The organism is Pseudomonas sp. IT-P253 (assembly GCF_949768125.1).
Taxonomy (GTDB): Bacteria; Pseudomonadota; Gammaproteobacteria; order Pseudomonadales; family Pseudomonadaceae; genus Aquipseudomonas.
In genome coordinates, this window is the sequence record NZ_CATKPT010000026.1 from 1 (window position 1) to 18,966 (window position 18,966).

Annotated in this window: 17 protein-coding genes and 1 pseudogene; 13 read left to right on the top strand and 5 right to left on the bottom strand. The window is 59.9% G+C overall.

Annotated features, from left to right (window positions below):
- The first annotated feature begins 217 nt into the window (after positions 1-217).
- Positions 218-2,110 carry a penicillin-binding protein 2 gene (gene mrdA, locus ACM6IR_RS15425; RefSeq protein WP_414908527.1) on the top strand — a complete coding sequence of 631 codons (1,893 nt, stop codon included), beginning with the start codon at positions 218-220 and terminating at the stop codon, positions 2,108-2,110.
- A 12-nt stretch (positions 2,111-2,122) separates the two neighbouring features.
- Here mrdA and ACM6IR_RS15430 read toward each other — a convergent pair.
- A pseudogene (locus ACM6IR_RS15430) lies at positions 2,123-2,260 on the bottom strand (LysR family transcriptional regulator); the annotation flags it as partial.
- A 319-nt stretch (positions 2,261-2,579) separates the two neighbouring features.
- On the opposite strand from ACM6IR_RS15430, the gene ACM6IR_RS15435 reads away from it, so the two are divergent.
- Genes ACM6IR_RS15435 through ACM6IR_RS15450 form a run of 4 tightly spaced genes read left to right on the top strand, consistent with a single transcriptional unit; the run spans position 2,580 to position 8,155 of the window.
- Complete coding sequence (locus ACM6IR_RS15435; RefSeq protein WP_414908528.1) at positions 2,580-4,484, top strand: sigma-54-dependent Fis family transcriptional regulator; 1,905 nt, start codon at positions 2,580-2,582, stop codon at positions 4,482-4,484.
- Positions 4,484-6,202 carry an ABC transporter ATP-binding protein gene (locus ACM6IR_RS15440; protein ID WP_414908529.1) on the top strand — a complete coding sequence of 573 codons (1,719 nt, stop codon included), beginning with the start codon at positions 4,484-4,486 and terminating at the stop codon, positions 6,200-6,202. The genes ACM6IR_RS15435 and ACM6IR_RS15440 overlap by 1 nt, the downstream gene beginning before the upstream one ends.
- Positions 6,192-6,869, top strand: a complete 678-nt coding sequence (locus ACM6IR_RS15445; protein ID WP_414908530.1) for a S8 family serine peptidase — start codon at positions 6,192-6,194, stop codon at positions 6,867-6,869. The genes ACM6IR_RS15440 and ACM6IR_RS15445 overlap by 11 nt, the downstream gene beginning before the upstream one ends.
- Complete coding sequence (locus ACM6IR_RS15450) at positions 6,866-8,155, top strand: NAD(P)/FAD-dependent oxidoreductase (RefSeq protein ID WP_414908531.1); 1,290 nt, start codon at positions 6,866-6,868, stop codon at positions 8,153-8,155. The genes ACM6IR_RS15445 and ACM6IR_RS15450 overlap by 4 nt, the downstream gene beginning before the upstream one ends.
- Before the next feature lie 123 nt (positions 8,156-8,278).
- Here ACM6IR_RS15450 and ACM6IR_RS15455 read toward each other — a convergent pair whose 3' ends face one another.
- On the bottom strand, positions 8,279-9,769 hold the full coding sequence (locus ACM6IR_RS15455) for an aldehyde dehydrogenase family protein (protein WP_414908532.1): 1,491 nt from the start codon (positions 9,767-9,769) through the stop codon (positions 8,279-8,281).
- Positions 9,770-10,043: 274 nt separating this feature from the next.
- Between ACM6IR_RS15455 and ACM6IR_RS15460 the strand changes: the two genes are divergently transcribed.
- Complete coding sequence (locus tag ACM6IR_RS15460) at positions 10,044-10,298, top strand: DUF1652 domain-containing protein (protein ID WP_414908533.1); 255 nt, start codon at positions 10,044-10,046, stop codon at positions 10,296-10,298.
- Positions 10,299-10,346: 48 nt separating this feature from the next.
- On the opposite strand, the gene ACM6IR_RS15465 is transcribed toward ACM6IR_RS15460, so the two are convergent.
- Positions 10,347-10,703, bottom strand: a complete 357-nt coding sequence (locus tag ACM6IR_RS15465) for a hypothetical protein (RefSeq protein WP_414908534.1) — start codon at positions 10,701-10,703, stop codon at positions 10,347-10,349.
- Positions 10,704-10,727: 24 nt separating this feature from the next.
- On the opposite strand from ACM6IR_RS15465, the gene ACM6IR_RS15470 reads away from it, so the two are divergent.
- The 5 genes from ACM6IR_RS15470 to peaD all read left to right on the top strand — a co-directional run bounded on the left by ACM6IR_RS15470 (position 10,728) and on the right by peaD (position 15,622).
- Entirely contained in the window at positions 10,728-11,048 is a 321-nt protein-coding gene (locus ACM6IR_RS15470) for a hypothetical protein (protein WP_414908535.1), read from the top strand.
- On the top strand, positions 11,048-12,628 hold the full coding sequence (gene peaA / locus ACM6IR_RS15475) for a quinohemoprotein amine dehydrogenase subunit alpha (protein WP_414908536.1): 1,581 nt from the start codon (positions 11,048-11,050) through the stop codon (positions 12,626-12,628). The genes ACM6IR_RS15470 and peaA overlap by 1 nt, the downstream gene beginning before the upstream one ends.
- 81 nt (positions 12,629-12,709) lie before the next feature.
- Positions 12,710-14,140 (top strand): quinohemoprotein amine dehydrogenase maturation protein, encoded by a 1,431-nt coding sequence (gene peaB, locus ACM6IR_RS15480; RefSeq protein WP_414908537.1) that lies wholly within the window; start codon positions 12,710-12,712, stop codon positions 14,138-14,140.
- Between the two features lies 1 nt (position 14,141).
- Positions 14,142-14,465 (top strand): quinohemoprotein amine dehydrogenase subunit gamma, encoded by a 324-nt coding sequence (gene qhpC / locus ACM6IR_RS15485; RefSeq protein WP_081352493.1) that lies wholly within the window; start codon positions 14,142-14,144, stop codon positions 14,463-14,465.
- 38 nt (positions 14,466-14,503) lie between these two features.
- Positions 14,504-15,622: a quinohemoprotein amine dehydrogenase subunit beta gene (peaD, locus tag ACM6IR_RS15490; RefSeq protein WP_414908538.1), complete on the top strand. Its 1,119-nt coding sequence runs from the start codon at positions 14,504-14,506 to the stop codon at positions 15,620-15,622.
- A gap of 113 nt (positions 15,623-15,735) precedes the next feature.
- Here the strand turns inward: peaD and ACM6IR_RS15495 are convergent, their stop codons facing one another.
- The gene (locus ACM6IR_RS15495) at positions 15,736-16,137 is read right to left on the bottom strand and encodes a lysozyme inhibitor LprI family protein (protein ID WP_414908539.1); all 402 of its coding nucleotides are present in this window, start codon (positions 16,135-16,137) and stop codon (positions 15,736-15,738) included.
- Between the two features lie 195 nt (positions 16,138-16,332).
- On the opposite strand from ACM6IR_RS15495, the gene ACM6IR_RS15500 reads away from it, so the two are divergent.
- The gene (locus ACM6IR_RS15500) at positions 16,333-16,821 is read left to right on the top strand and encodes an SRPBCC family protein (protein ID WP_414908540.1); all 489 of its coding nucleotides are present in this window, start codon (positions 16,333-16,335) and stop codon (positions 16,819-16,821) included.
- A gap of 372 nt (positions 16,822-17,193) precedes the next feature.
- Here the strand turns inward: ACM6IR_RS15500 and inhA are convergent, their stop codons facing one another.
- Positions 17,194-17,877: an isonitrile hydratase gene (gene inhA / locus ACM6IR_RS15505; RefSeq protein ID WP_414908541.1), complete on the bottom strand. Its 684-nt coding sequence runs from the start codon at positions 17,875-17,877 to the stop codon at positions 17,194-17,196.
- A gap of 90 nt (positions 17,878-17,967) precedes the next feature.
- On the opposite strand from inhA, the gene ACM6IR_RS15510 reads away from it, so the two are divergent.
- The gene (locus tag ACM6IR_RS15510) at positions 17,968-18,951 is read left to right on the top strand and encodes a GlxA family transcriptional regulator (RefSeq protein ID WP_414908542.1); all 984 of its coding nucleotides are present in this window, start codon (positions 17,968-17,970) and stop codon (positions 18,949-18,951) included.
- The last annotated feature ends 15 nt before the right edge of the window (positions 18,952-18,966 follow it).

Here is an 18,966-nt window from a genome sequence, read left to right on the forward strand (position 1 = left end):
TAACCTGCATGAAAATGCATGAATTGGAAATAACTCTTGAGTACAACGCACAGGGCCTGAAAACCGACCGTCGTTTTGGCCTTCCAAGACACCCCTTATAGGAAATCGCACTAAAGCGATCCTGTAGTTTTTGGTATGGTGCAGCTCGTTTTTTTATGGACTGATTTCAGGCTGACGGATCGGCGCCCCCTTTTTTAGTCATAGAGCTGCTGCAGAAATGCCTGAACCAATACCGATCAAGGACCACGAGAATGAGAAGCGCCTGGTCAACAAGCGACTAATAGCCTGCGCCTTGTTCGTCGTTGCGATTTCCTGCGCGCTGGTGGTGCGCATGTATGTGCTGCAAGTGATGGAGTTTGACTACCACTCCACAATCTCCGAAAACAATCGCGTCCATGTCCTGCCGATCACCCCCACCCGAGGGCTGATCTATGACCGCAACGGCGTGGTTCTGGCGGATAACCGCCCCAGCTTCAACCTGACCATCACCCGCGAACGCGCGACCAATGTCAAAGAAGAGCTGGATGAGGTAGTCAATCTCCTGCACTTGCCGGCTGACGACCGCACCCTGTTCGACAAGGCGATGAAGCAGGCGCGGCATCCGTTCGTACCGGTCACCTTGTTCTATGAGCTCACCGAAGAGCAAATCGCGGTACTGGCAGTCAATGAGTTCCGTCTACCGGGAATCGATGTTGAACCACAATTTGTCCGCCATTACCCGTTGGGTGCGCATTTCGCGCATTCGATCGGCTACGTCGGACGTATCAACGAGAAAGAATCCAAAGCCCTCGATACGGTGGAATACCGTGGCACCCAATCCATTGGCAAGACTGGTATCGAAAAATTTTACGAGGCTCAGTTGCATGGCCAGGTTGGGTACGAAGAAGTAGAGACCAATGCCCAGGGACGTGTGCTGCGAGTGCTCAAGCACACCGATCCTATTCCCGGCAAAAACATCGTGCTTAGCCTCGACGTCAAGCTTCAAGAGGCCGCCGAAGATGCTCTGGGTGATCGACGTGGTTCTGTGGTCGCCCTCGACCCGTCGACCGGCGAAGTACTGGCCATGGTCAGTAAACCCAGCTTCGACCCGAACCTGTTCGTCACCGGCATCAGCTTCAAGGAGTACGCAGCGCTGCACGACTCCATCGACCGGCCGCTGTTCAACCGCGTGCTGCGTGGCCTCTATGCACCGGGTTCGACCATCAAGCCGGAGGTGGCCATTGCTGGCCTGGACGCTGGCGTGGTCACCCCGCAGACCCGCGTCTTCGATCCAGGTTATTTCCAACTCCCGGACTACGATCACAAATATCGAAACTGGAACCACAGCGGCGACGGTTGGGTAGATATGGACGCGGCGATCATGCGTTCCAATGACACCTACTTCTACGACCTCGCCCACAAGTTGGGTATTGATCGCTTGCACGATTACATGGCGATGTTCGGCCTCGGCGAGAAGGTCTCGCTGGACATGTTTGAAGAGGCTGCCGGTTTGATGCCTTCCCAGGCCTGGAAGCGCGCCACCCACCGTCAGGCATGGTTCCCCGGCGAGACGGTGATCCTTGGCATCGGCCAGGGTTATATGCAGGTCACACCGCTGCAACTGGCCCAGGCCACGGCGCTGATCGCCAACAAGGGGGTGTGGAACCGACCGCACCTGGCCAAAACCGTGGACGGCGTTGCGCCCGTGGATGAGCACCCGATGCCGAACATCCTGCTCAAGAATCCGCATGACTGGGATCAGGTCAACCACGGTATGCAGATGGTGATGCATGACGCTCGCGGGATCGCCCGGGCGGCGGCGATTGGGGCTCAATACCGTATCGCCGGCAAGAGTGGTACCGCGCAAGTGGTGGCAATCAAGCAGGGTGAGCGCTACAACCGGGCGAAAACCCTGGAACGTAACCGTGATAACGCTTTGTTCGTCGGGTTTGCCCCGGCTGAGCACCCGAAGATCGTCATCTCGGTGATGATTGAAAACGGCGAGGCCGGCGGTCGCGTTGCCGGTCCCGTGGTGCGGCAAATCATGGACGCCTGGTTACTTGATCAGGACGGTCACCTGAAGCCCCAATACGCCACGCCGAGTAAACCGCCTGGCGATCCTCACGTTTAAGTGATCAAGGCTTCACAGCACAGGCTCACGAATACTGAGCAGGTGCTGGAAGCTTTCGAGGAACACGGTTTCGGCCTTGCCCATTTTCTGCTCGCGATTCCACATCAGGTGGATATCGAAATCCACGACCCCATCCTCAGACGTGCGCCAGGGCACCGATGTTTTGCTCAATGCCGTGTTGTCCCGCGCCCTGTAGGAGCAGCCAGTCGACGCTCGGAAGGCGGAGTGTCAGCCGACGCAAATGTTGTTTGACATACCGCATTCGCGAGCAGGCTCGCTTGTACAGTTGATCGAGTGAGCTCGACACCAGCCACTGTGAGAGTGAGCCTGCTCGCGAAGAACGATAACGCGGTGCAACGGATGAACACAAACGCCGTAAGGCACTTGCCATTGCCCTTACGTTAACGTAAAGATTGCGGCAGGGCGCTGAACTTAAAAAAGCGCAGGGCGGACCGATGCGGAGCGCTTGATGACACTAATAAAAACAACTCCACCCCAACAGCACCGTGAAGCCCGGCTGGCTCGAGAAAAACTCCATCTCGAGGGCGAAGTCCCTGATGGCGTATTGCGGGCGGAAATCGATGCGTCGTGGCGGCGCAGCCTCAGCCATGGCGTGCATTTCAACGGCAAGTTCGAGCTGGCGCTGGAATCAAGTGCCAGCCTCGATGTGCTGCTGGCGAGCAATCGACTGCTGATCGACGCCGCGATGCCGGCCATCGATTATCTGGCCACGCGCCAAGGCAAGGAAGGGCTGATCATCCTGGCCAACTCCGACGCGACCATCCTCGCCGTCGAAGGCCGTGCCGATCGCCTCAAGGGCAGCGGCCTGCAAGACATCACCCTCGGCGCCTGCTGGAGCGAAGCGGCTCGCGGCACCAATGCCCTCGGCACCGCGCTGGTCGAAGCGCGGCCAACGATGATCGATTGTGGTGAACATTATCTCGATCGCCTGACTGATTTTTCCTGCACCTCGGTGCCCATTCATTGCCCGCAGGGCGACATCCTCGGCGTGCTCGACCTGACTCGCGAAGGTCCACTGGGCCGTGTCCACGACAGCACCGCATTGCTGGCGATGGCCGTCAGCCAGATTGAAAGCCGAGTGTTCAACGCCAGTTTTCCGGACCAGATCGTCCTGGCGTTCCACAGCCGTCGCCAATACCTCGAATCGCCATGGCAAGGCCTGTTGGCCGTGAGCCTGGGCGGGCAGATCCTCGCGGTCAGCGCCCAGGCCTGCCAGTTGCTTCACGCCGAGCGTTCGGCGTTGATCGGTCGACGCTGCGAAGAGTTTCTCGGGGTCGATGGCCTGCAATTGTTGGCGCGTCTGCATCAGGACGGTGTCGGCAGCCTGCAAACCGCCAAAGGGGAATTTTTCTACAAAACCCTGCGTGCACCGCAACGATCGATCAACGTCAGCAGCCCTGCGCGCAGCACGGCCAAAACCGCTAAACCACACCCCGATCTGGAAACCCTCGCGGGCAGCAATGTCCGTTATGCCCGTGCCTTGCGCATGGCCCGGCAGGGGCTGGCCAATGAGCTGCCGGTGTTGCTGCTCGGTGAGACCGGCACGGGTAAGGAAGTCATCGCCCGCGCCCTGCACATGGCCGGCACCCGCTGCGACAAACCCTTCGTTGCAGTGAATTGCGCGGCGATCCCTGAAGGTCTGATCGAGTCCGAACTGTTTGGCTATCGCGAAGGCGCCTTCACCGGCTCCCGTCGCGGCGGGATGATTGGGCGCCTGCAACAGGCCCACGGCGGCACCTTGTTCCTCGATGAAATCGGCGACATGCCGCTGGCCTTGCAGGCCCGTTTGTTGCGGGTGCTTCAGGATCGTAAGGTCGCGCCGCTGGGCGCTGGCGAGGAGCAAGACATCGACGTCGCATTGATCTGCGCCACTCACCGTGACCTCAAGCGCCTGGTGGAAGAAAAGCATTTCCGCGAGGACCTGTTTTACCGGGTCAACGGCATCAGCGTGATGCTCCCGGCCCTGCGAGAACGCGAGGATTTCAGTGCTCTGGTCGGCCGTCTGCTGAGCAAACTCGACGCGCCGACGGTGGTCCTGCAAGACGATTTGAACCGCTTGCTCGCCGGTTATCACTGGCCGGGCAACATCCGCCAACTGGAAATGGTGCTGCGGACCGCACTGGCGATGCGCGAGACGGGTGAAACCGTGCTCACCCTCGACCACTTGCCTGACAGCATGCTCGACGAATTGACCGCCAGTGAACGTCCCCAGTCGGGCAGCATTCGCGAAAACGAGCTTGAGCTGATTCGCCAGTCCCTGGACAGCCATCAGGGCAACGTCTCCGCCGCCGCCGACGCCTTGGGCATCAGTCGCGCGACCCTGTATCGCAAGCTCAAACAGTTGCGTTCGTGATGCAGCGCTTGATCGTTCGGCTGATCGATAGCCAGCACCCCGAAGCCCTGCAGGCGGCGTTGCGTTGGCTCTACAGCTTTGTGCGGCCCCATCGCCTGGCGATTGCCGGGTTGCTGGGGTTGTCGGTCTGCGCGTCGTTGCTGGTGCTGGTGCAACCGTGGTTGACCAAGTTGTTGATCGACGATGGGCTACTGGCGCGCAACTTTCCGAAGCTGGTACTGATGGCCGGGCTGATGATTATTGCCGGGTTGCTCGGTACCGGGTTGTCGGGGATCACTCGTTACCTGCATACGCGGCTTTCCGGGCGAATTCTGTTTGCCCTGCGCGACGACCTCTACCGGCATTTGCAGACGTTGTCGCCGAGCTTCTATGGTCAGCGCCGGATCGGTGACCTGATGTCGCGCCTCGATGGCGACGTTGCGGAGATCCAGCGCTTTGCCGTGGATTCGCTGTTCTCGGCAGTATCAAGCGTGATCGGGCTGGTCTGCGCGGTGGCCATGTTACTGACCCTGTCGTGGAAGCTCTCGCTGCTGGCGCTGGTGCTGATTCCCCTCGATGTGCTCTGGCTGCGCTGGATGCGGCGTAAGGTCGAGCGCGATGTGCGGCAGTTGCGCGAGCGTTCGGCAGACATGTCTTCGTTCATGGTCGAGACGCTGCCGGTGATGAAATTCATTCAGTCCGCCGGTCAGCAACAACGTGAATCGCGGCGGCTGGAGTCATTGGGGCAGGGCTACATGAGCCAGTTGTTGCGCCTGCAAGTCACCGAGTTTTTCACCCAGGCTGTGCCCGGTACGCTGACCTCGTTGTCCCGGGCCTGCGCCTTCTTGATCGGTGGTTATTGGGTGGTGCAAGGGACTTGGCAACTGGGTGCGTTGATCGCGTTTTCCACCTATTTGGGCATGGCGATCGGGCCGGTTCAGAGCCTGCTCGGCCTCTATGTCGCGATTCAACGGATGACCGTCAGCCTCGGGCGCGTGATGGAATTGCGCGGCGAAGCGCCGACCGTTCTCACGCCCGTCACACCGCAGCCGATGCCGACCTCCGGCGACTTGCGTTTTGACGATGTGCACTTCAGTCATCCCGGTCGCCCGACAACGCTGCGCGGCATCGAAGCGCGAATTCCCTACGGCTTTAAAGTCGCCCTCAGCGGCGGCTCCGGGGTCGGTAAATCGACCCTGATCGACCTTCTGCAACGGCACCATGATCCGCAGTCCGGTCGTGTGCTGTTGGGGGAGGTCGACTTGCGTGAACTGGACCTGTTCCAGTTGCGTCGACGGATTGCCGTGGTCAGTCAGGACATCGTTTTGTTCCGCGGCAGCCTCGCCGACAACCTCGCCTACGCGGTGCCGGACGCCAGCCGCGAAGCGATTGCCGAAGTGGCGCGACTGGCGCAACTCGACAGTCTGATCGCGTCCTTGCCTGAAGGCCTCGACAGCCCGTTGGGTGAGCGCGGTCAACAATTGTCCGGCGGGCAAAAACAACGTATTGCCATCGCTCGGGCACTGCTGCAGGACCCCTTGATCCTGGTCCTGGACGAAGCGACCTCGGCGGTGGATGAAGCCACCGAACGCGAAGTGATCGAGGCCATTGACCGTCTGTTTGCCGGGCGCACACGAATTCTCATCAGCCATCGCCCCTCGACCCTGGCCGATGCCGATCTGCGCTTTGAATTGCTTGACGGCGTGCTCACATCGAAAACGGTGCTGCATGAAGCCTGAACTGCGGATTGGCGTGGTGGACAGCGGTCACTCGGCGGCGCAACGGGTGCAGGTCGTGGCCGGGCGGCGGTTTTCGTTGCTGGAAGACGGACTGGCCGAAAACGAGTTACGCGATGATCCATTGGGCCACGGCAGCGCGGTGATCGAGGCGATCGGGCGGCGGGCGCCTTCAGCGGTGTTTTGCGTGGCTCAGGTGTTCGATCAGCGTGGCGTCACCAGCGCGTTGCAGATCGCCACGGCGATTGACTGGCTGGTGGCACAGGACGTGCGGCTGATCAATCTGAGCCTCGGCTTGCGTCAGGATCGCAGCTTATTGCGGGAGGCCTGCGCGGCGGCGGTGGCGCGGGGTGTTTTGCTCTGTGCCTCCAGCCCGGCGCAAGGCGAGGGCGTGTTCCCGGCGAATTACCCACAGGTGCTGCGGGTGACCGGCGATGCCCGTTGCGCCGAGCACGAGTGGTCGTGGCTCAACAGCGCGCAGGCGGATTTCGCAGCGTGTGTGCATGGCACGTATCCGGGGCAGTCCGGCGCCAGTCTGGGGTGTGCCGCGTTGAGCGGGCATATTGCGAGCTTCCTGGTTGAGCAGCCCAATGCAAGTAATGAACAAATCATCGACTGGCTGCGCGAGAACGCCCGTTATCGCGGCCCTGAACGGCGCGTTGGGCGATGATCTTGATTCTGGGCGCAGGGCCTGCAGGCGCGGCGGTTGCCCTGGGTTTGCGGCGACTTGGCTATCCCGTGACGCTGGTCAGCGAGTGGCGCCGGTTTGCCGCGCTGGAGGGCGTTTCTGTCAGGGTGCTGGACGCCTTGCGCGGCGCGGGATTGCACCAAGCGTTGGCCGACGCAGCACTGCCGTCTCAGCGGCAGGTGTCGTGGAACGGCCAACAGCATGCGCAAAATATTGAATTTCTACTGGATCGTCCGAGCTTTGACCGAGGCCTGCGCGAGGATTTGCGCCTGGCTGGCGTTGAGTTGATCGAAGGTCGAGTGCTGAGCGTGCAGACCTCAGCGGCGGGGCATCAGGTCGAGATCGAAGGGCGTGAAGCGCTGCTGGCGGACTTTCTGGTGGAGGCTCGCGGGCGTCAGGCGCCTGCGCTCGGCAAAGGCCGGCGTGGGCCAGAGACGGTGAGCCTGTTGAATCGCTGGCAAGGTGCACCGGGCGACACGGCCAGTGCTGTAGAAAGTCTGGAGGACGGTTGGGCGTGGATGGCGCGTCGGGCCGACGGCCAGTGTTATTGGCAATGGACGGTGGACGTGGCCAGCGCGCAATTGCCGGGCAAGGCGCATTTGCTGGATTACTGTACTCAGCGACGCCAAGGCTCGGGGTTGGCGCGGGCTTTTTTCGGTGTTGAGCCTGAGTTGGATCTACAGCTGCACGCACGCAGCAGCACCGCGATTTTGTGCCCGCAGGTGTGCGGCGATCACTGGATTCGGGTCGGCGATGCGGCGATGGCAGTAGACCCGTTGTCGGGCAACGGGATATTTCAGTCGCTGTCCTCGGCGCTGCAGGCACCGACGGTGATCAACACGTTGTTGCGAAAACCCGAGCGAGCAGCGCTGGCGCAGCGGTTTCATCAGCAGCGAGTGGAGCAGTTGTTTTTACGGTTTGCGCGGATCGGACGGGATTTTTATGCCGACGAGCAGCGTTGGTTGGCGCAGCCGTTCTGGCTCGCGCGGCGACAGTGGCCGGATGCGGAGGTTGCCCATGCCGAGGCGGATTTTGAAGCTCTGAGGATTGAGCGGGCGCCGGTGTTGAAGGATGGTTTTGTGGATGAGGCCGAGGTGGTGGTGACGGCGGATCAGCCTTTGGGGATTTGGCATGTTCAGGGGGTTGAGCTGGCGCCGTTGGTGCGGCGGTTAAGCCGTGAGCCGGCGGATCAGGTGTTGGCGGGGTTGACGGTGGAGCAGGGGCGGATGGTTCGCAGTTGGTTGCTAAGTCAGGGGTTCAAGCCCTGATAGTTGGATTGGCTGGGCCGGCGCCATCGCGAGCAAGCTCGCTCCCACAGTGGTTTTGTTTCGTTCACAAATCCCCTGTGGGAGCGAGCTTGCTCGCGATGGGGCCCTAAAGGGCGCCGGTAATTACAACTTGATCAACACCGACTTCAACTCGGTGTAATGCTCAATCGCCGCATACCCCATTTCACGTCCAACCCCGGACATCTTGTACCCGCCAAACGGCAGTGCCGGGTCCAGGGCACTGTGACAGTTGACCCACACCGAGCCCGACTTGATTCGCGGAATCATCCGGTGCACCGCCGCCAGATCATTCGACCAGATACTCGCCCCGAGGCCATAAGGACTGTCGTTGGCCATGCGCAGCGCGTCGGCTTCGTCATCGAACGGAATCGCCACCAGTACCGGGCCGAAGATTTCCTCCTGCACCAGTGAGTGCTTCTGGTCGACATCGACAATCACCGTCGGTTTGACGAAAAACCCCGGCCCGAACTGCTCACCGCCGCAGGCAATCGTCGCGCCACTTTCCCGTCCCTTTTCGATGTATCCATACACCCGTTCCTGTTGACGTGCGGAGATCAGCGGTCCCATCTCGACACTCGGGTCCATCCCGTTACCCAGCTTCATGGCATTGGCGATATCGGCGATGTCCGCCACCACATTGTCGAAATGTTTGCGCTGCACATACAGTCGCGACCCGGCGCAGCACACCTGGCCCTGATTGAAGAAAATCGCGCTGGCGGCACCGGCTGCGGCGGTCTTCAGGTCGGCATCGGCCATGACGATGGTCGGGGATTTGCCCCCCAGTTCCAGGGTGACCCGGGTCATGGAGTCCATGGCGATCTTGCCGATCTGTTTGCCCACCGCGGTGGAGCCGGTGAAGGTCAGCTTGTCCACCAGCGGGTTGTGCGTCAGGGCCGAACCGGCGGTGATGCCGGTGCCGGTGACGACGTTGAAAACACCCTCGGGGTAACCGGCTTCCAACACCAGTTCGGCGAGTTTCAGCGCTGTCAGCGGTGTCTCGTCCGCCGGTTTCAATACAACGGTGCAGCCGGTGGCTAACGCCGGACCGAGTTTCCAGCAGGCCAGCAGCAACGGGAAGTTCCAGGCGACGATGGCGCCGACCACGCCGACGGCCTCGCGACGGATGAAGCTGTGGAACTGATCATTGGGCATCAGCGGTAACGAGACCTCAACGCTGGAACCTTCGATCTTGGTCGCCCAGCCGGCCATGTAGCGCAGGAAGTCGATGGACAGCTGCACGTCCATGACTTGGGCCACCGCCGCGCTTTTACCGTTGTTCAGGCATTCCAGCTGCGCGAGCAGTTCGGCATCGCGCTCCATCAGGTCTGCCAGTTTCCATAGCAGGTTCTGCCGCTCCCGTGGGCGGGTGCGGGTCCAGGTGGAATCATCGAACGCCTGACGGGCGGCGAGTACCGCACGGTCGACGTCGTCGGGCGTGGCCCGTGGCACCACGCAGAGCACTTCGCCGGTGGCCGGGTTGTGCAAGGGCATGGTCTGGCCGTCGGCGGCCTCGACCCAGTCGCCGCCGATAAGCATGCGTGGGGCGCGTTGGATGAACGCCGAGGTGGCAGGGAGCAGATAAGGGAGCGTCATGGCGAGGCCTCTTGTTGTTCGTGAGAACTGGGCTTTCGCAATGGCTGTGCCAAGTCCCGCAAGCGCTGGCAAGCCCCTTGTCGACGGGGTTCTGCGTGACGCAGCGGGATAATGACAGCCTTCGGGTTGTCGCATTTCGCGACAGTGGCTGAGACGACGAGCAACCGGGTTGCGACCTTGAGGCCTACGCCATTGAGTACTAGAATTTTCAAGCTCGGTGGGTGAAATGAAGGAGCATTTTCCCGGCAACACATCTGGCGTGAGGGAGGTAGCGATGTTCCTTTCAACCCTGGAAATTCAAAACATCATTGAGCGCAGTTTTTTGCCCGCCGTGTGCACGTGCAGCATGGAGGCCGATCAGTCCCTGACCATTCGGGTCTGTGATTGCATGACCGGCAAAGTGGACCTGGTCGCTACTCACGTTCCCGTGTGGACGCTGGACAGTCCCCATGCGATTGCGACACTTGTGGCGGAGATGCGACAAGAGATCAGTGCGCACAAAGGCACTCACCCGACGTTTTACATCTGAATCAATGGCACGCCACACCGCGCTGGCGGTGCGGCATATGCCAGGGTCTCAGGAGTGAAAGTTGCGGGAAATTTCCTCAAACGCGTTGCTATCAACGGCAGCCAGGAGCCTTTTTCCATCCTTGAACGTTGCCAGAAAGGTCACTTCGGTTTCCTTTCCGGCCAGCATGAAACCAGCGATTGCGCCGATAGGGCCCAGCAGCATCGCGCCGGCCACGCCGAAGCCAATGGCGTCCTTGATATTGTTGATCGATTCCTCATTCGCCACTTCTATGCGCTTGATCGAAGACAGCGCAAGGTTAATGCCGGGCCAGGGATGAAGTGACGTTCTGAGGGTGAAAACCCCGTCTCTGTACTCTCCGTCACCCTGAAGAAAGTCCCCCGCCAGAACAGTCAGGTTTGCCATTTTCTGTCCCCTGTTTGGCAATCGGTGAACACCCATTTCGCACCTGCAACCAAACCCCGTCAATTCTCGGGCGATGAACTGTTTCCGGCAGGGCATCTATCCTTGTCTCAGACTGCAACATCTGTCGCGATATTAGACGCAGGTAATCTTGATCAGGCAGGGTCAACAGCAGTCAACTTCACGCAACTGTTTGATAAAAAAGGTAATCGCCAAGCTGGCACGCTCTGTGTATTGCTCATCACAGACGTTTCTCTTGCCTCCGTCAGCGGTTTGTCGCCGGCGGCAGAAACCATAAAAACGATAAGCCACAAAAATAAGAAAGCACCGTGCGAGGTTCGACGTTGATGAAGAGAAGACTCCGATCAGGCCTGAGCGCCAGCCTGCTGGCCGTGGCCGCGTGTGTGGCGCTGCATTCGCCTTACAGCCTGGCAGCCCGTGACGCCCAGACTATCCTCAAGGAAACCTGTCAGGGCTGTCACACCCCTGAGGCCGATAATGCCCTGAGCCGTATCAGCCACCAGCGCAAGACCCCGGAAGGCTGGCTGATGAGCATCGCTCGGATGCAGACCATGCACGGTTTGCAGATCAGCGATGACGACCGCCGTACGTTGGTCAAATACCTGGCCGATACCCAAGGCCTGGCGCCGAGCGAAACCGACGGCGTGCGTTATGCGCTGGAACGCCGGCTCAATACCGTCGAGAAGTTCGACGACCAGACCAGCCAGATGTGCGGCCGCTGTCACTCCGGTGCGCGGGTTGCCCTGCAACGACGTCCGGCCCAGGAATGGGAGCGCCTGGTGAACTTCCACCTCGGCCAATGGCCGTCGCTGGAATACCAGGCCCTGGCCCGCGACCGCGACTGGTTCGACATTGCCCGCAAGGACATGGTGCCGCTGTTGGCCAAGCGTTATCCACTGGACAACCCGGCCTGGAAAAAATGGCTGAGCACTGCACCGAAAGCCGAGACGCTGGTGGGCAACTGGAGCTTTAGCGGCCACTTGCCGGGCAAAGGTGAAGTCGCCGGGGTGATGAGCGTCAGCGCCGATGGCAACGACACCTTCAAGGTCAACGTCAAAGGTCAGTACGCCGATGGCAGCCCGTTCAACGGCGATGGCAGCGCCATTCTCTACACCGGTTACGAATGGCGCGGCAACGTGACCATCGACGGCGTGACGATGCGTCAAGTGTTCGCGGCCCAAGGCAACGCCATGCAAGGCCGGATGTTCGAGGTCGACCACGATGAGCGGGGTCTGGATTTCGTCGCGTCCAAGCAGGGCAGCAGTCGTTTGCTGGCGGTGCAACCGGGTTACCTGAAGGCGGGTGGCGAAACTGAAGTCACCTTGATCGGCAGCGGTCTCACCGGCAAACCGAACTTCGGCAACGGCGTGGATGTGGTCGAAGTGCTGGAGCAAAGCCCCGAACGTATGCGCGTCAAGCTTAAGGCCGCGGACAATGCCCAACCGGGTCTGCGCGCGGTTACCGTCGGCTCGTTGAAAGGCCCGACCCTGTCGGTCTACAACAGCATCGCCCAAGTCAAAGTCGTGCCTGAGTTCTCGGTGGCACGGATCGGCGAGGGTGGCGGTTCGACGCCGAAGGTCCAGGGTCGTTTCGACGCTGAAGCCTGGGGCAAGGGCGCTGATGGCAAACCGTATCGCATCGGTGTGTTCCCCGCGCAATGGAAGGTCGAGGCCTTCGACGATCGCGCCAGGGAAGACGAAGACGTCAAGTTCGCCGGCACCATGCAGGCTGACAGCGGCGTGTTCACCCCGGGCGATGCCGGGCCGAACCCACAACGCAAAATGTCCACCAACAATGCCGGCAACCTGAAGGTGATCGCCGCCGTCGACGACGCAGGGAAATCCCTGACCGGCGAAGGCCACATGATCGTCACCGTGCAACGCTGGAACAATCCACCCATTCCGTGAGTTGGCTGAAACCAGAGTCTTCAGACACTTTTTCGGAATGACCGCAGGCCCCGCCAGGCGGGGTTTGCACAGGAGGTTGCAATGGGCGCTATTTTGAATCTGGTCGAACGGAACCTGCACGAAGTGCACGTCGATGCCGACCGCATGCTGTTTCACATTCCCAGCAGTTCGCTGTTCGCCAGCGACGAGCTGACCGGCACCATCATCGACACCTTGCGCGGTCCCGGTTGCACATCGGACGACCTGATCCAGCGCTTGGCCGCACGCTTCAACGGCGAAGAAATCACCGAGACCTTACGTGAGCTGATGGCCCTGGAACTGGTCAGCGACGGCTCGCCGCTGACCCCGGACATCGGCACCAAACGGGTCGAGCGCACCGCGATCAACACCGTGGTGCTCAACGTCAACACCGGCTGCAATCTGAGCTGCACCTACTGCTACAAGGAAGACCTCGACAAGCCATCGGCCGGCAAGAAAATGGACGTTGAAACGGCCGTCGCCTCGGTGGAAATGCTGCTGCGCGAATCCCCGGACGAAGAGCGTTTCACCGTGGTGTTCTTCGGTGGCGAACCGCTGAGCAATCGCAAGCTGATCGAGTACATGGTCGACTATTGCGAGAAGCGTTTTCGCGAGGCGGGCAAGTTCGTCGAGTTCGTCATGACCACCAACGCCACGTTGCTCACCGAAGAAACCGTGGACTACCTGAATGCCCACCGCTTCGGGCTCTCCGTCAGCATTGACGGGCCGAAAACCGTGCACGATCGCAACCGCATCACCGTGGGCGGGCAGGGTACCTATGACGTGGTGCGACGCAAGGCCGAGATGCTGCTGTCGCGCTACAACAGCCGTCCGGTGGGCGCGCGGGTGACCCTGACCACGGGCGTCACCGACGTCGAAACCATCTGGGATCACCTGTTCAACGAACTGGGGTTTGCCGAAGTCGGATTTGCCCCAGTGACCTCCGGTGACATCAGTACCTTCAACCTGTCCAGCGACGAGCTGATCGAAGTCTTCGCCAACATGAAGAAGCTCGGCCGTCGTTACCTGGAAGCCGCGCTGGAACACCGCAACATCGGTTTCTCCAACCTGCACCAGTTGATCACCGACATTCACGAAGGCCACAAAAAAGCCCTGCCGTGCGGCGCGGGCCTGAAGATGCTGGCGGTGGACCACAAGGGCGAATTGAACCTGTGCCACCGTTTCACCGGTTCGTCGCTGCCGACCTTCGGCAACGTTCACAGCGGTGTGAAACAGGTGGAGTTGAATGACTTCCTGTCCCAACGCCTGGACCGTACCAACACGGGTTGCGAGGACTGCCAAATCCGCAACCTCTGCTCCGGCGGCTGCTACCACGAGAGCTACGCCCGTTACGGTGACCCGACCCACCCGACCTATCACTACTGCGAACTGATGCGTGACTGGGTCGATTTCGGCATCGAGGTCTACACCCGGATCATGGCCCACAACCCTGCGTTTATCAGCAGCTACATCACTCCGCGCAAGGCTCACTGATATGAAACATCTCAAGGCAATCAATAACAAAGCGTTGAAACTCGATGAAGCCGCGGCCGAAAACCGTATTGAAGAAGTGGTGGCGATGAGCTCCGTCGCGGGCTGCGCCTCAACCACTGACCCGGGTTGGGAGATCGATGCGTTTGGCGGTGTGTCGTCGCTCTGCCAGCCGATGGAGGCGGACCTTTACGGGTGCTCCGACCCTTGCTGGTGGCCAGCCCAGGTGCCCGACATGATGAGCACCTACCCGGACTGGAACAAGGATGCCCAGGCGTCCAACGAAAGCTGGCGCAACCTCGGCACTGTCTTTCCAAAAGACAAGTAGCCCGTAGAAAAAAGTGGAACAGATAAAAGGATTCCAGCATGCCTAGCATCAAAGCCTGCGGCCTGGCCGCATTCGCCGTCCTGAGCACGTTTTCGCTCACTGTACTGGCCGATGAAAATACAGCACTGCAAGACGGTCACGAGTACATGTTGACCACCAATTACCCGAACAACCTGAACGTCATCGACCTTGCCACCGACACCGTGTTCAAGACCTGCAAGATGCCGGACGCTTTTGGTCCCGGCACCGTCCAGTTATCGCCGGATCGTAAAACCGCTTACGTGCTCAACAATCACTACGCGGATATCTACGGCGTCGAGCTGGACAGCTGCAAGCAGGTGTTCCACGCCAGCATCACGCAGAAACCGGGGGAGAAAGCGCGGTCGATGTTCGCCTTCACCCTCAGTCATGACGCCAAGGAACTGTTCGCCATCGCCAACCCGACGTTGCTGCTCAATGACCGCTACGAAGTGCAGCAACCGCGGCTCGATGTGTACGCCACCGACGCCGGCATGAATGCCAAGCCCGTGCGCAGTTTTCCGGCACCCCGGCAACTGACCATCATGCAGAGCGGTGACGACGGCACGCTGTATGTGGCGGGGGCGGATGTCTACAAGGTCAATGTGAAAACCGGCAAGTTCGACGTGCTGATCCCCAGCCGTCACTGGAAACGCCCGAACTACAGCGCGCCGGACGTGCTCTACGTGTGGAACCAGCAGACCTATCGGCATGATTTCTCGCTGCTCTACACCGCGGCCAAATTCAAGGACAAGAAGCAGGACCCGTTGACCGCCGAGTATCTCTATGGGCTGTTCAGCATCGACCTGAAAACCGGCAAGACCGAAACCACTGACTTCGGCCCGCTGACGGAAATCTACTTCAGCGGCATGCGTTCACCCAAGGATCCGAACTTGATGTACGGCGTGCTCAATCGCCTGGCCAAGTACGACATTAAAGAGAAGAAGATGCTGCAGGCGGCGACGCTGGATCATTCCTACTACTGCATTTCGTTTAACAAGGACGGTAGCAAGATCTACCTGGCCGGGACGTTTAACGATGTGGCGGTCTTTGATGCCGACAGCCTGAAACAGATCGGCAGCATCAAAATGCCGGGTGGGGATATGGCGATTACTACGGCGCAGGTGTTTGTTCGGTAATTTCGGCGCCTGAAAGAACGCCTTCGCGGGCAAGCCTCGCTCCTACAGGGAAACGACCCGAACCTGTAGGAGCGAGGCTTGCCCGCGAAGAGGCCCTCATAGACACCGAAGCATCAAACCCCCGGCACCGGACAACTCAAATCCCCTTCCTGACACTTCAAGTAATTTTTGAAAGTCTCCACCCGCGCCTTGGTCAATTCAGTGATGCAATTACTGTAAATCAGTGGATAGACACTCCCGCCCTCTACCCCTGACGCCGAGAACGTGCACTCGGCATCCCGAAACGCCACCCACGCTCGCTGCGCGCTGACCATCAGCTTCTTGCTGTCGGGGCTATCCTTCAAGCGCGCGGTGATCTGCTGGTAGTGCGCATTCAACTCCTTATCGGCCGCCTTGCTCTGCTGCGCTGCGCATTGATTCATCGAGCTCTGATCGGTGGCGCTGTCGCATTCCACGGCATGGGCCCAGGCGGTGAACAGCAAAAGCGTCAGCGCCAGAAGAAAGCGTGGGGGCATGGGATTCTCGCTGTGACAGGAAAAGTTGACGTGCAGGTTAGCCAAGAACAGCGGCCCCACGCCTTCAAACCAGAACTTATACTCGCAAATACAGCCGAATATTTTAGACGGGGTTGATCGCGACACCCAATTGATACAACTTTAGGGTGGGTCCTGCAGTCTTACAGGCCTACTGTTCATTACAGGAGGTGACATATGAACCCAGCATCAGATCGCATCGAAAGGAAAATCCTGCTCAAAGCGCCGCGTTCGCAGGTCTGGCGGGTGCTGGCCAATGCCGAAGCGTTTGGGCAGTGGTTTGGCGTAGCACTGGAGGGCAAGCGTTTTGTCGCCGGAGAATGGACTCAAGGGCAAATTACGTACCCCGGTTATGAGCACTTGCTGTGGAATGTACGGGTGGAGCGGGTCGAGCCTGAGCGGGTATTTTCATTTCGCTGGCACCCGTACGCGATTGAGCCCGATGTTGACTATTCACAGGAATCCACCACCCTGGTGTTGTTCGAGCTCGAAGACATGGATAACGGCACCTTGCTGAAGGTTACCGAGTCCGGTTTCGACCATATTCCCCAAGCGCGCCGACTCAAGGCATTCCGCATGGACAGCCGCGGTTGGGATGAGCAGATGAGCAATATCGAACAGTTTCTTGTGGAAACGGCCAAGGCACGCGAGTTTCAGAGAGAGTGACGGCTGCATGGCCCTTCCTCGCCCGTGCACGTCTAAGGGTTTTCGGAAGGGCTGCTATGGCGAATGTCTTACACGCCGTGGTAACGATGTCGCCTATTGCGGATTGGATCCGATGCGTAATCTAGCCACATCAACTGAAGCACAGGAAGCGCTTCAGGATCACGGACGATCGACCATCAGCAAGGATTCGCTACCGACAGGGAGTCGACATGGTCTTGGGAAAAACCCGCCTCTGGCGGGTTTTTTTTCGCCTGCTGAAAAATCGATCACTGATCTTGTGGGAGCGAGCCTGCTCGCGAAGAACGATGACACGTATTCACTGATACACCGTGTTGTCCCCTTCGCGAGCAGGCTCGCTCCCACATTGATCTTCTACCGCTCGAGTGTTGCTGCTACCCGTTCAGTAATCAGCGTCCGCTGCTGCAACGACTGCGCTGAACGCCGATTGGCTTCTTCCAGCACCGACGCTGGCGCGGTTTCCGGGCAGCCCGAAGCAAACGGTGGCGCCGGGGCGTATTCCAGCTGCAATTGCACGAGTTGCGCCGTGTCCTGATCGAACAGTTCTGCGGCCAGCGTCAGGGCAAAATCGATCCCGGCGGTGATCCCGCCCCCGGTCAACAGATTGCCGTCACGTACCACTCGATCCTTGACCGCAATCGCCCCCAGTGGCTTAAGCAAGGCGTGATACGCCCAGTGAGTGGTGGCGCGTTTACCCTTGAGTAAACCTGCCGCGCCGAGCACCAAGGCGCCGGTACACACCGACGTGACATAACGTGCGTTGGCGGCTTGAGCCTTGATGAACGCCAGCGTCTCGTCATCCTCCATCAACGGCCCGACACCACTCCCTCCGGGAATGCAGATCACATCCAGCGCCGGGCAATTGTCGAAGGTCATGGTCGGTTTCAGCATCAGTCCCGTGCTTGAAGTGACGGGCACCAAATCCTTCCAGATCAAATGCACCTTCACGTCCGGCAGCGAGGCCAGCACGTCGTAGGGGCCAGTCAGGTCCAGTTGCTGAACCTGTGGAAACAACAGAAAACCGATCTGCAACGTCATGGCATCTTTTCTCATGAAGTGGGTGGACGGCTTGACTGTAGGCTCGTAGGATCTGGCGCATACGCCAATCACCCCACGAATTACGCCAACATGCCTAAAACCATCCGCGTGCTCGCCTTTGCCAACGCGCAACTGCTCGACGTCACCGGGCCGTTGCAAGTGTTCGCTTCAGCTAACGACATTGCTCGCCAGCAAGGATTGCCACCACCCTATGCGCCGTCGGTGATTGCCTGCGGTGGCGGGGCGGTCATGTCCTCGGCGGGGTTGGCGTTGTTGGCCGAGCCGTTGCCCGACCAGGCAAGCGATACCTTGATCATTGCCGGCGGCTGGGGCGTTTACGCAGCGGCGGATGACGCCCCGCTGGTGGCCTGGGTGCGTGAGCACGCGACGGGATGCAGGCGAGTGTCATCGGTGTGCACCGGGGCGTTTTTGCTGGCGGCCAGCGGCTGGCTCGATGGCCGTCGGGTGGTCACTCACTGGACCCGTTGCGAGCAGTTGGCGCAGAAGCACCCGCGATTGCGGGTCGAACCCAATCCGATTTTTATCAATGACGGTCCGGTCTGGACCTCTGCCGGGGTTACGGCCGGCATAGACCTGGCATTGGCGATGGTCGAGGAAGATCTCGGTCGCACCCTGGCGTTGGACGTTGCCCGACAACTGGTGGTATTTCTCAAGCGTCCGGGTGGGCAGTCGCAATTCAGCGTGACCTTGTCCTTGCAGAACGAAGGCAACCGTTTTGACGAACTTCACGCCTGGATCAGCGAAAATCTCACCATGGATTTAGGCATTCCGACCCTGGCATTACAGGCGGGCATGAGCGAGCGCAGCTTCGTTCGTCACTATCGCGCCGACACCGGGCAAACGCCGGCCCGGGCCATTGAGCTGATTCGGGTCGAGACGGCCCGACGGTTGCTTAGCGACACGGGCGTGCCGATCAAGCGCGTTGCCGTGCAATGCGGGTTTGGCAGCGAAGAGACCCTTCGGCGCAGTTTTCTGCGCGCAATGGGCGTGACACCACAAGCCTACCGCGAACGGTTTTCGGTCAGCACTCAAACAGATCCAGTCATGGGGTAATCAGGGACTTTTGAT

Excerpts from the sequence above, each read along its gene's own strand:
- ACM6IR_RS15510 (WP_414908542.1), top strand. The coding sequence starts at position 17,968 with ATGCCTAAAACCATCCGCGTGCTCGCCTTTGCCAACGCGCAACTGCTC.
- ACM6IR_RS15500 (WP_414908540.1), top strand. The coding sequence starts at position 16,333 with ATGAACCCAGCATCAGATCGCATCGAAAGGAAAATCCTGCTCAAAGCG.
- ACM6IR_RS15445 (WP_414908530.1), top strand. The coding sequence starts at position 6,192 with ATGAAGCCTGAACTGCGGATTGGCGTGGTGGACAGCGGTCACTCGGCG.
- ACM6IR_RS15465 (WP_414908534.1), bottom strand. The coding sequence starts at position 10,703 with ATGGCAAACCTGACTGTTCTGGCGGGGGACTTTCTTCAGGGTGACGGA.
- qhpC (WP_081352493.1), top strand. The coding sequence starts at position 14,142 with ATGAAACATCTCAAGGCAATCAATAACAAAGCGTTGAAACTCGATGAA.
- ACM6IR_RS15460 (WP_414908533.1), top strand. The coding sequence starts at position 10,044 with ATGTTCCTTTCAACCCTGGAAATTCAAAACATCATTGAGCGCAGTTTT.
- peaD (WP_414908538.1), top strand. The coding sequence starts at position 14,504 with ATGCCTAGCATCAAAGCCTGCGGCCTGGCCGCATTCGCCGTCCTGAGC.
- mrdA (WP_414908527.1), top strand. The coding sequence starts at position 218 with ATGCCTGAACCAATACCGATCAAGGACCACGAGAATGAGAAGCGCCTG.
- peaA (WP_414908536.1), top strand. The coding sequence starts at position 11,048 with ATGAAGAGAAGACTCCGATCAGGCCTGAGCGCCAGCCTGCTGGCCGTG.
- ACM6IR_RS15455 (WP_414908532.1), bottom strand. The coding sequence starts at position 9,769 with ATGACGCTCCCTTATCTGCTCCCTGCCACCTCGGCGTTCATCCAACGC.
- inhA (WP_414908541.1), bottom strand. The coding sequence starts at position 17,877 with ATGACGTTGCAGATCGGTTTTCTGTTGTTTCCACAGGTTCAGCAACTG.
- ACM6IR_RS15435 (WP_414908528.1), top strand. The coding sequence starts at position 2,580 with ATGACACTAATAAAAACAACTCCACCCCAACAGCACCGTGAAGCCCGG.
- ACM6IR_RS15495 (WP_414908539.1), bottom strand. The coding sequence starts at position 16,137 with ATGCCCCCACGCTTTCTTCTGGCGCTGACGCTTTTGCTGTTCACCGCC.
- peaB (WP_414908537.1), top strand. The coding sequence starts at position 12,710 with ATGGGCGCTATTTTGAATCTGGTCGAACGGAACCTGCACGAAGTGCAC.
- ACM6IR_RS15440 (WP_414908529.1), top strand. The coding sequence starts at position 4,484 with ATGCAGCGCTTGATCGTTCGGCTGATCGATAGCCAGCACCCCGAAGCC.
- ACM6IR_RS15450 (WP_414908531.1), top strand. The coding sequence starts at position 6,866 with ATGATCTTGATTCTGGGCGCAGGGCCTGCAGGCGCGGCGGTTGCCCTG.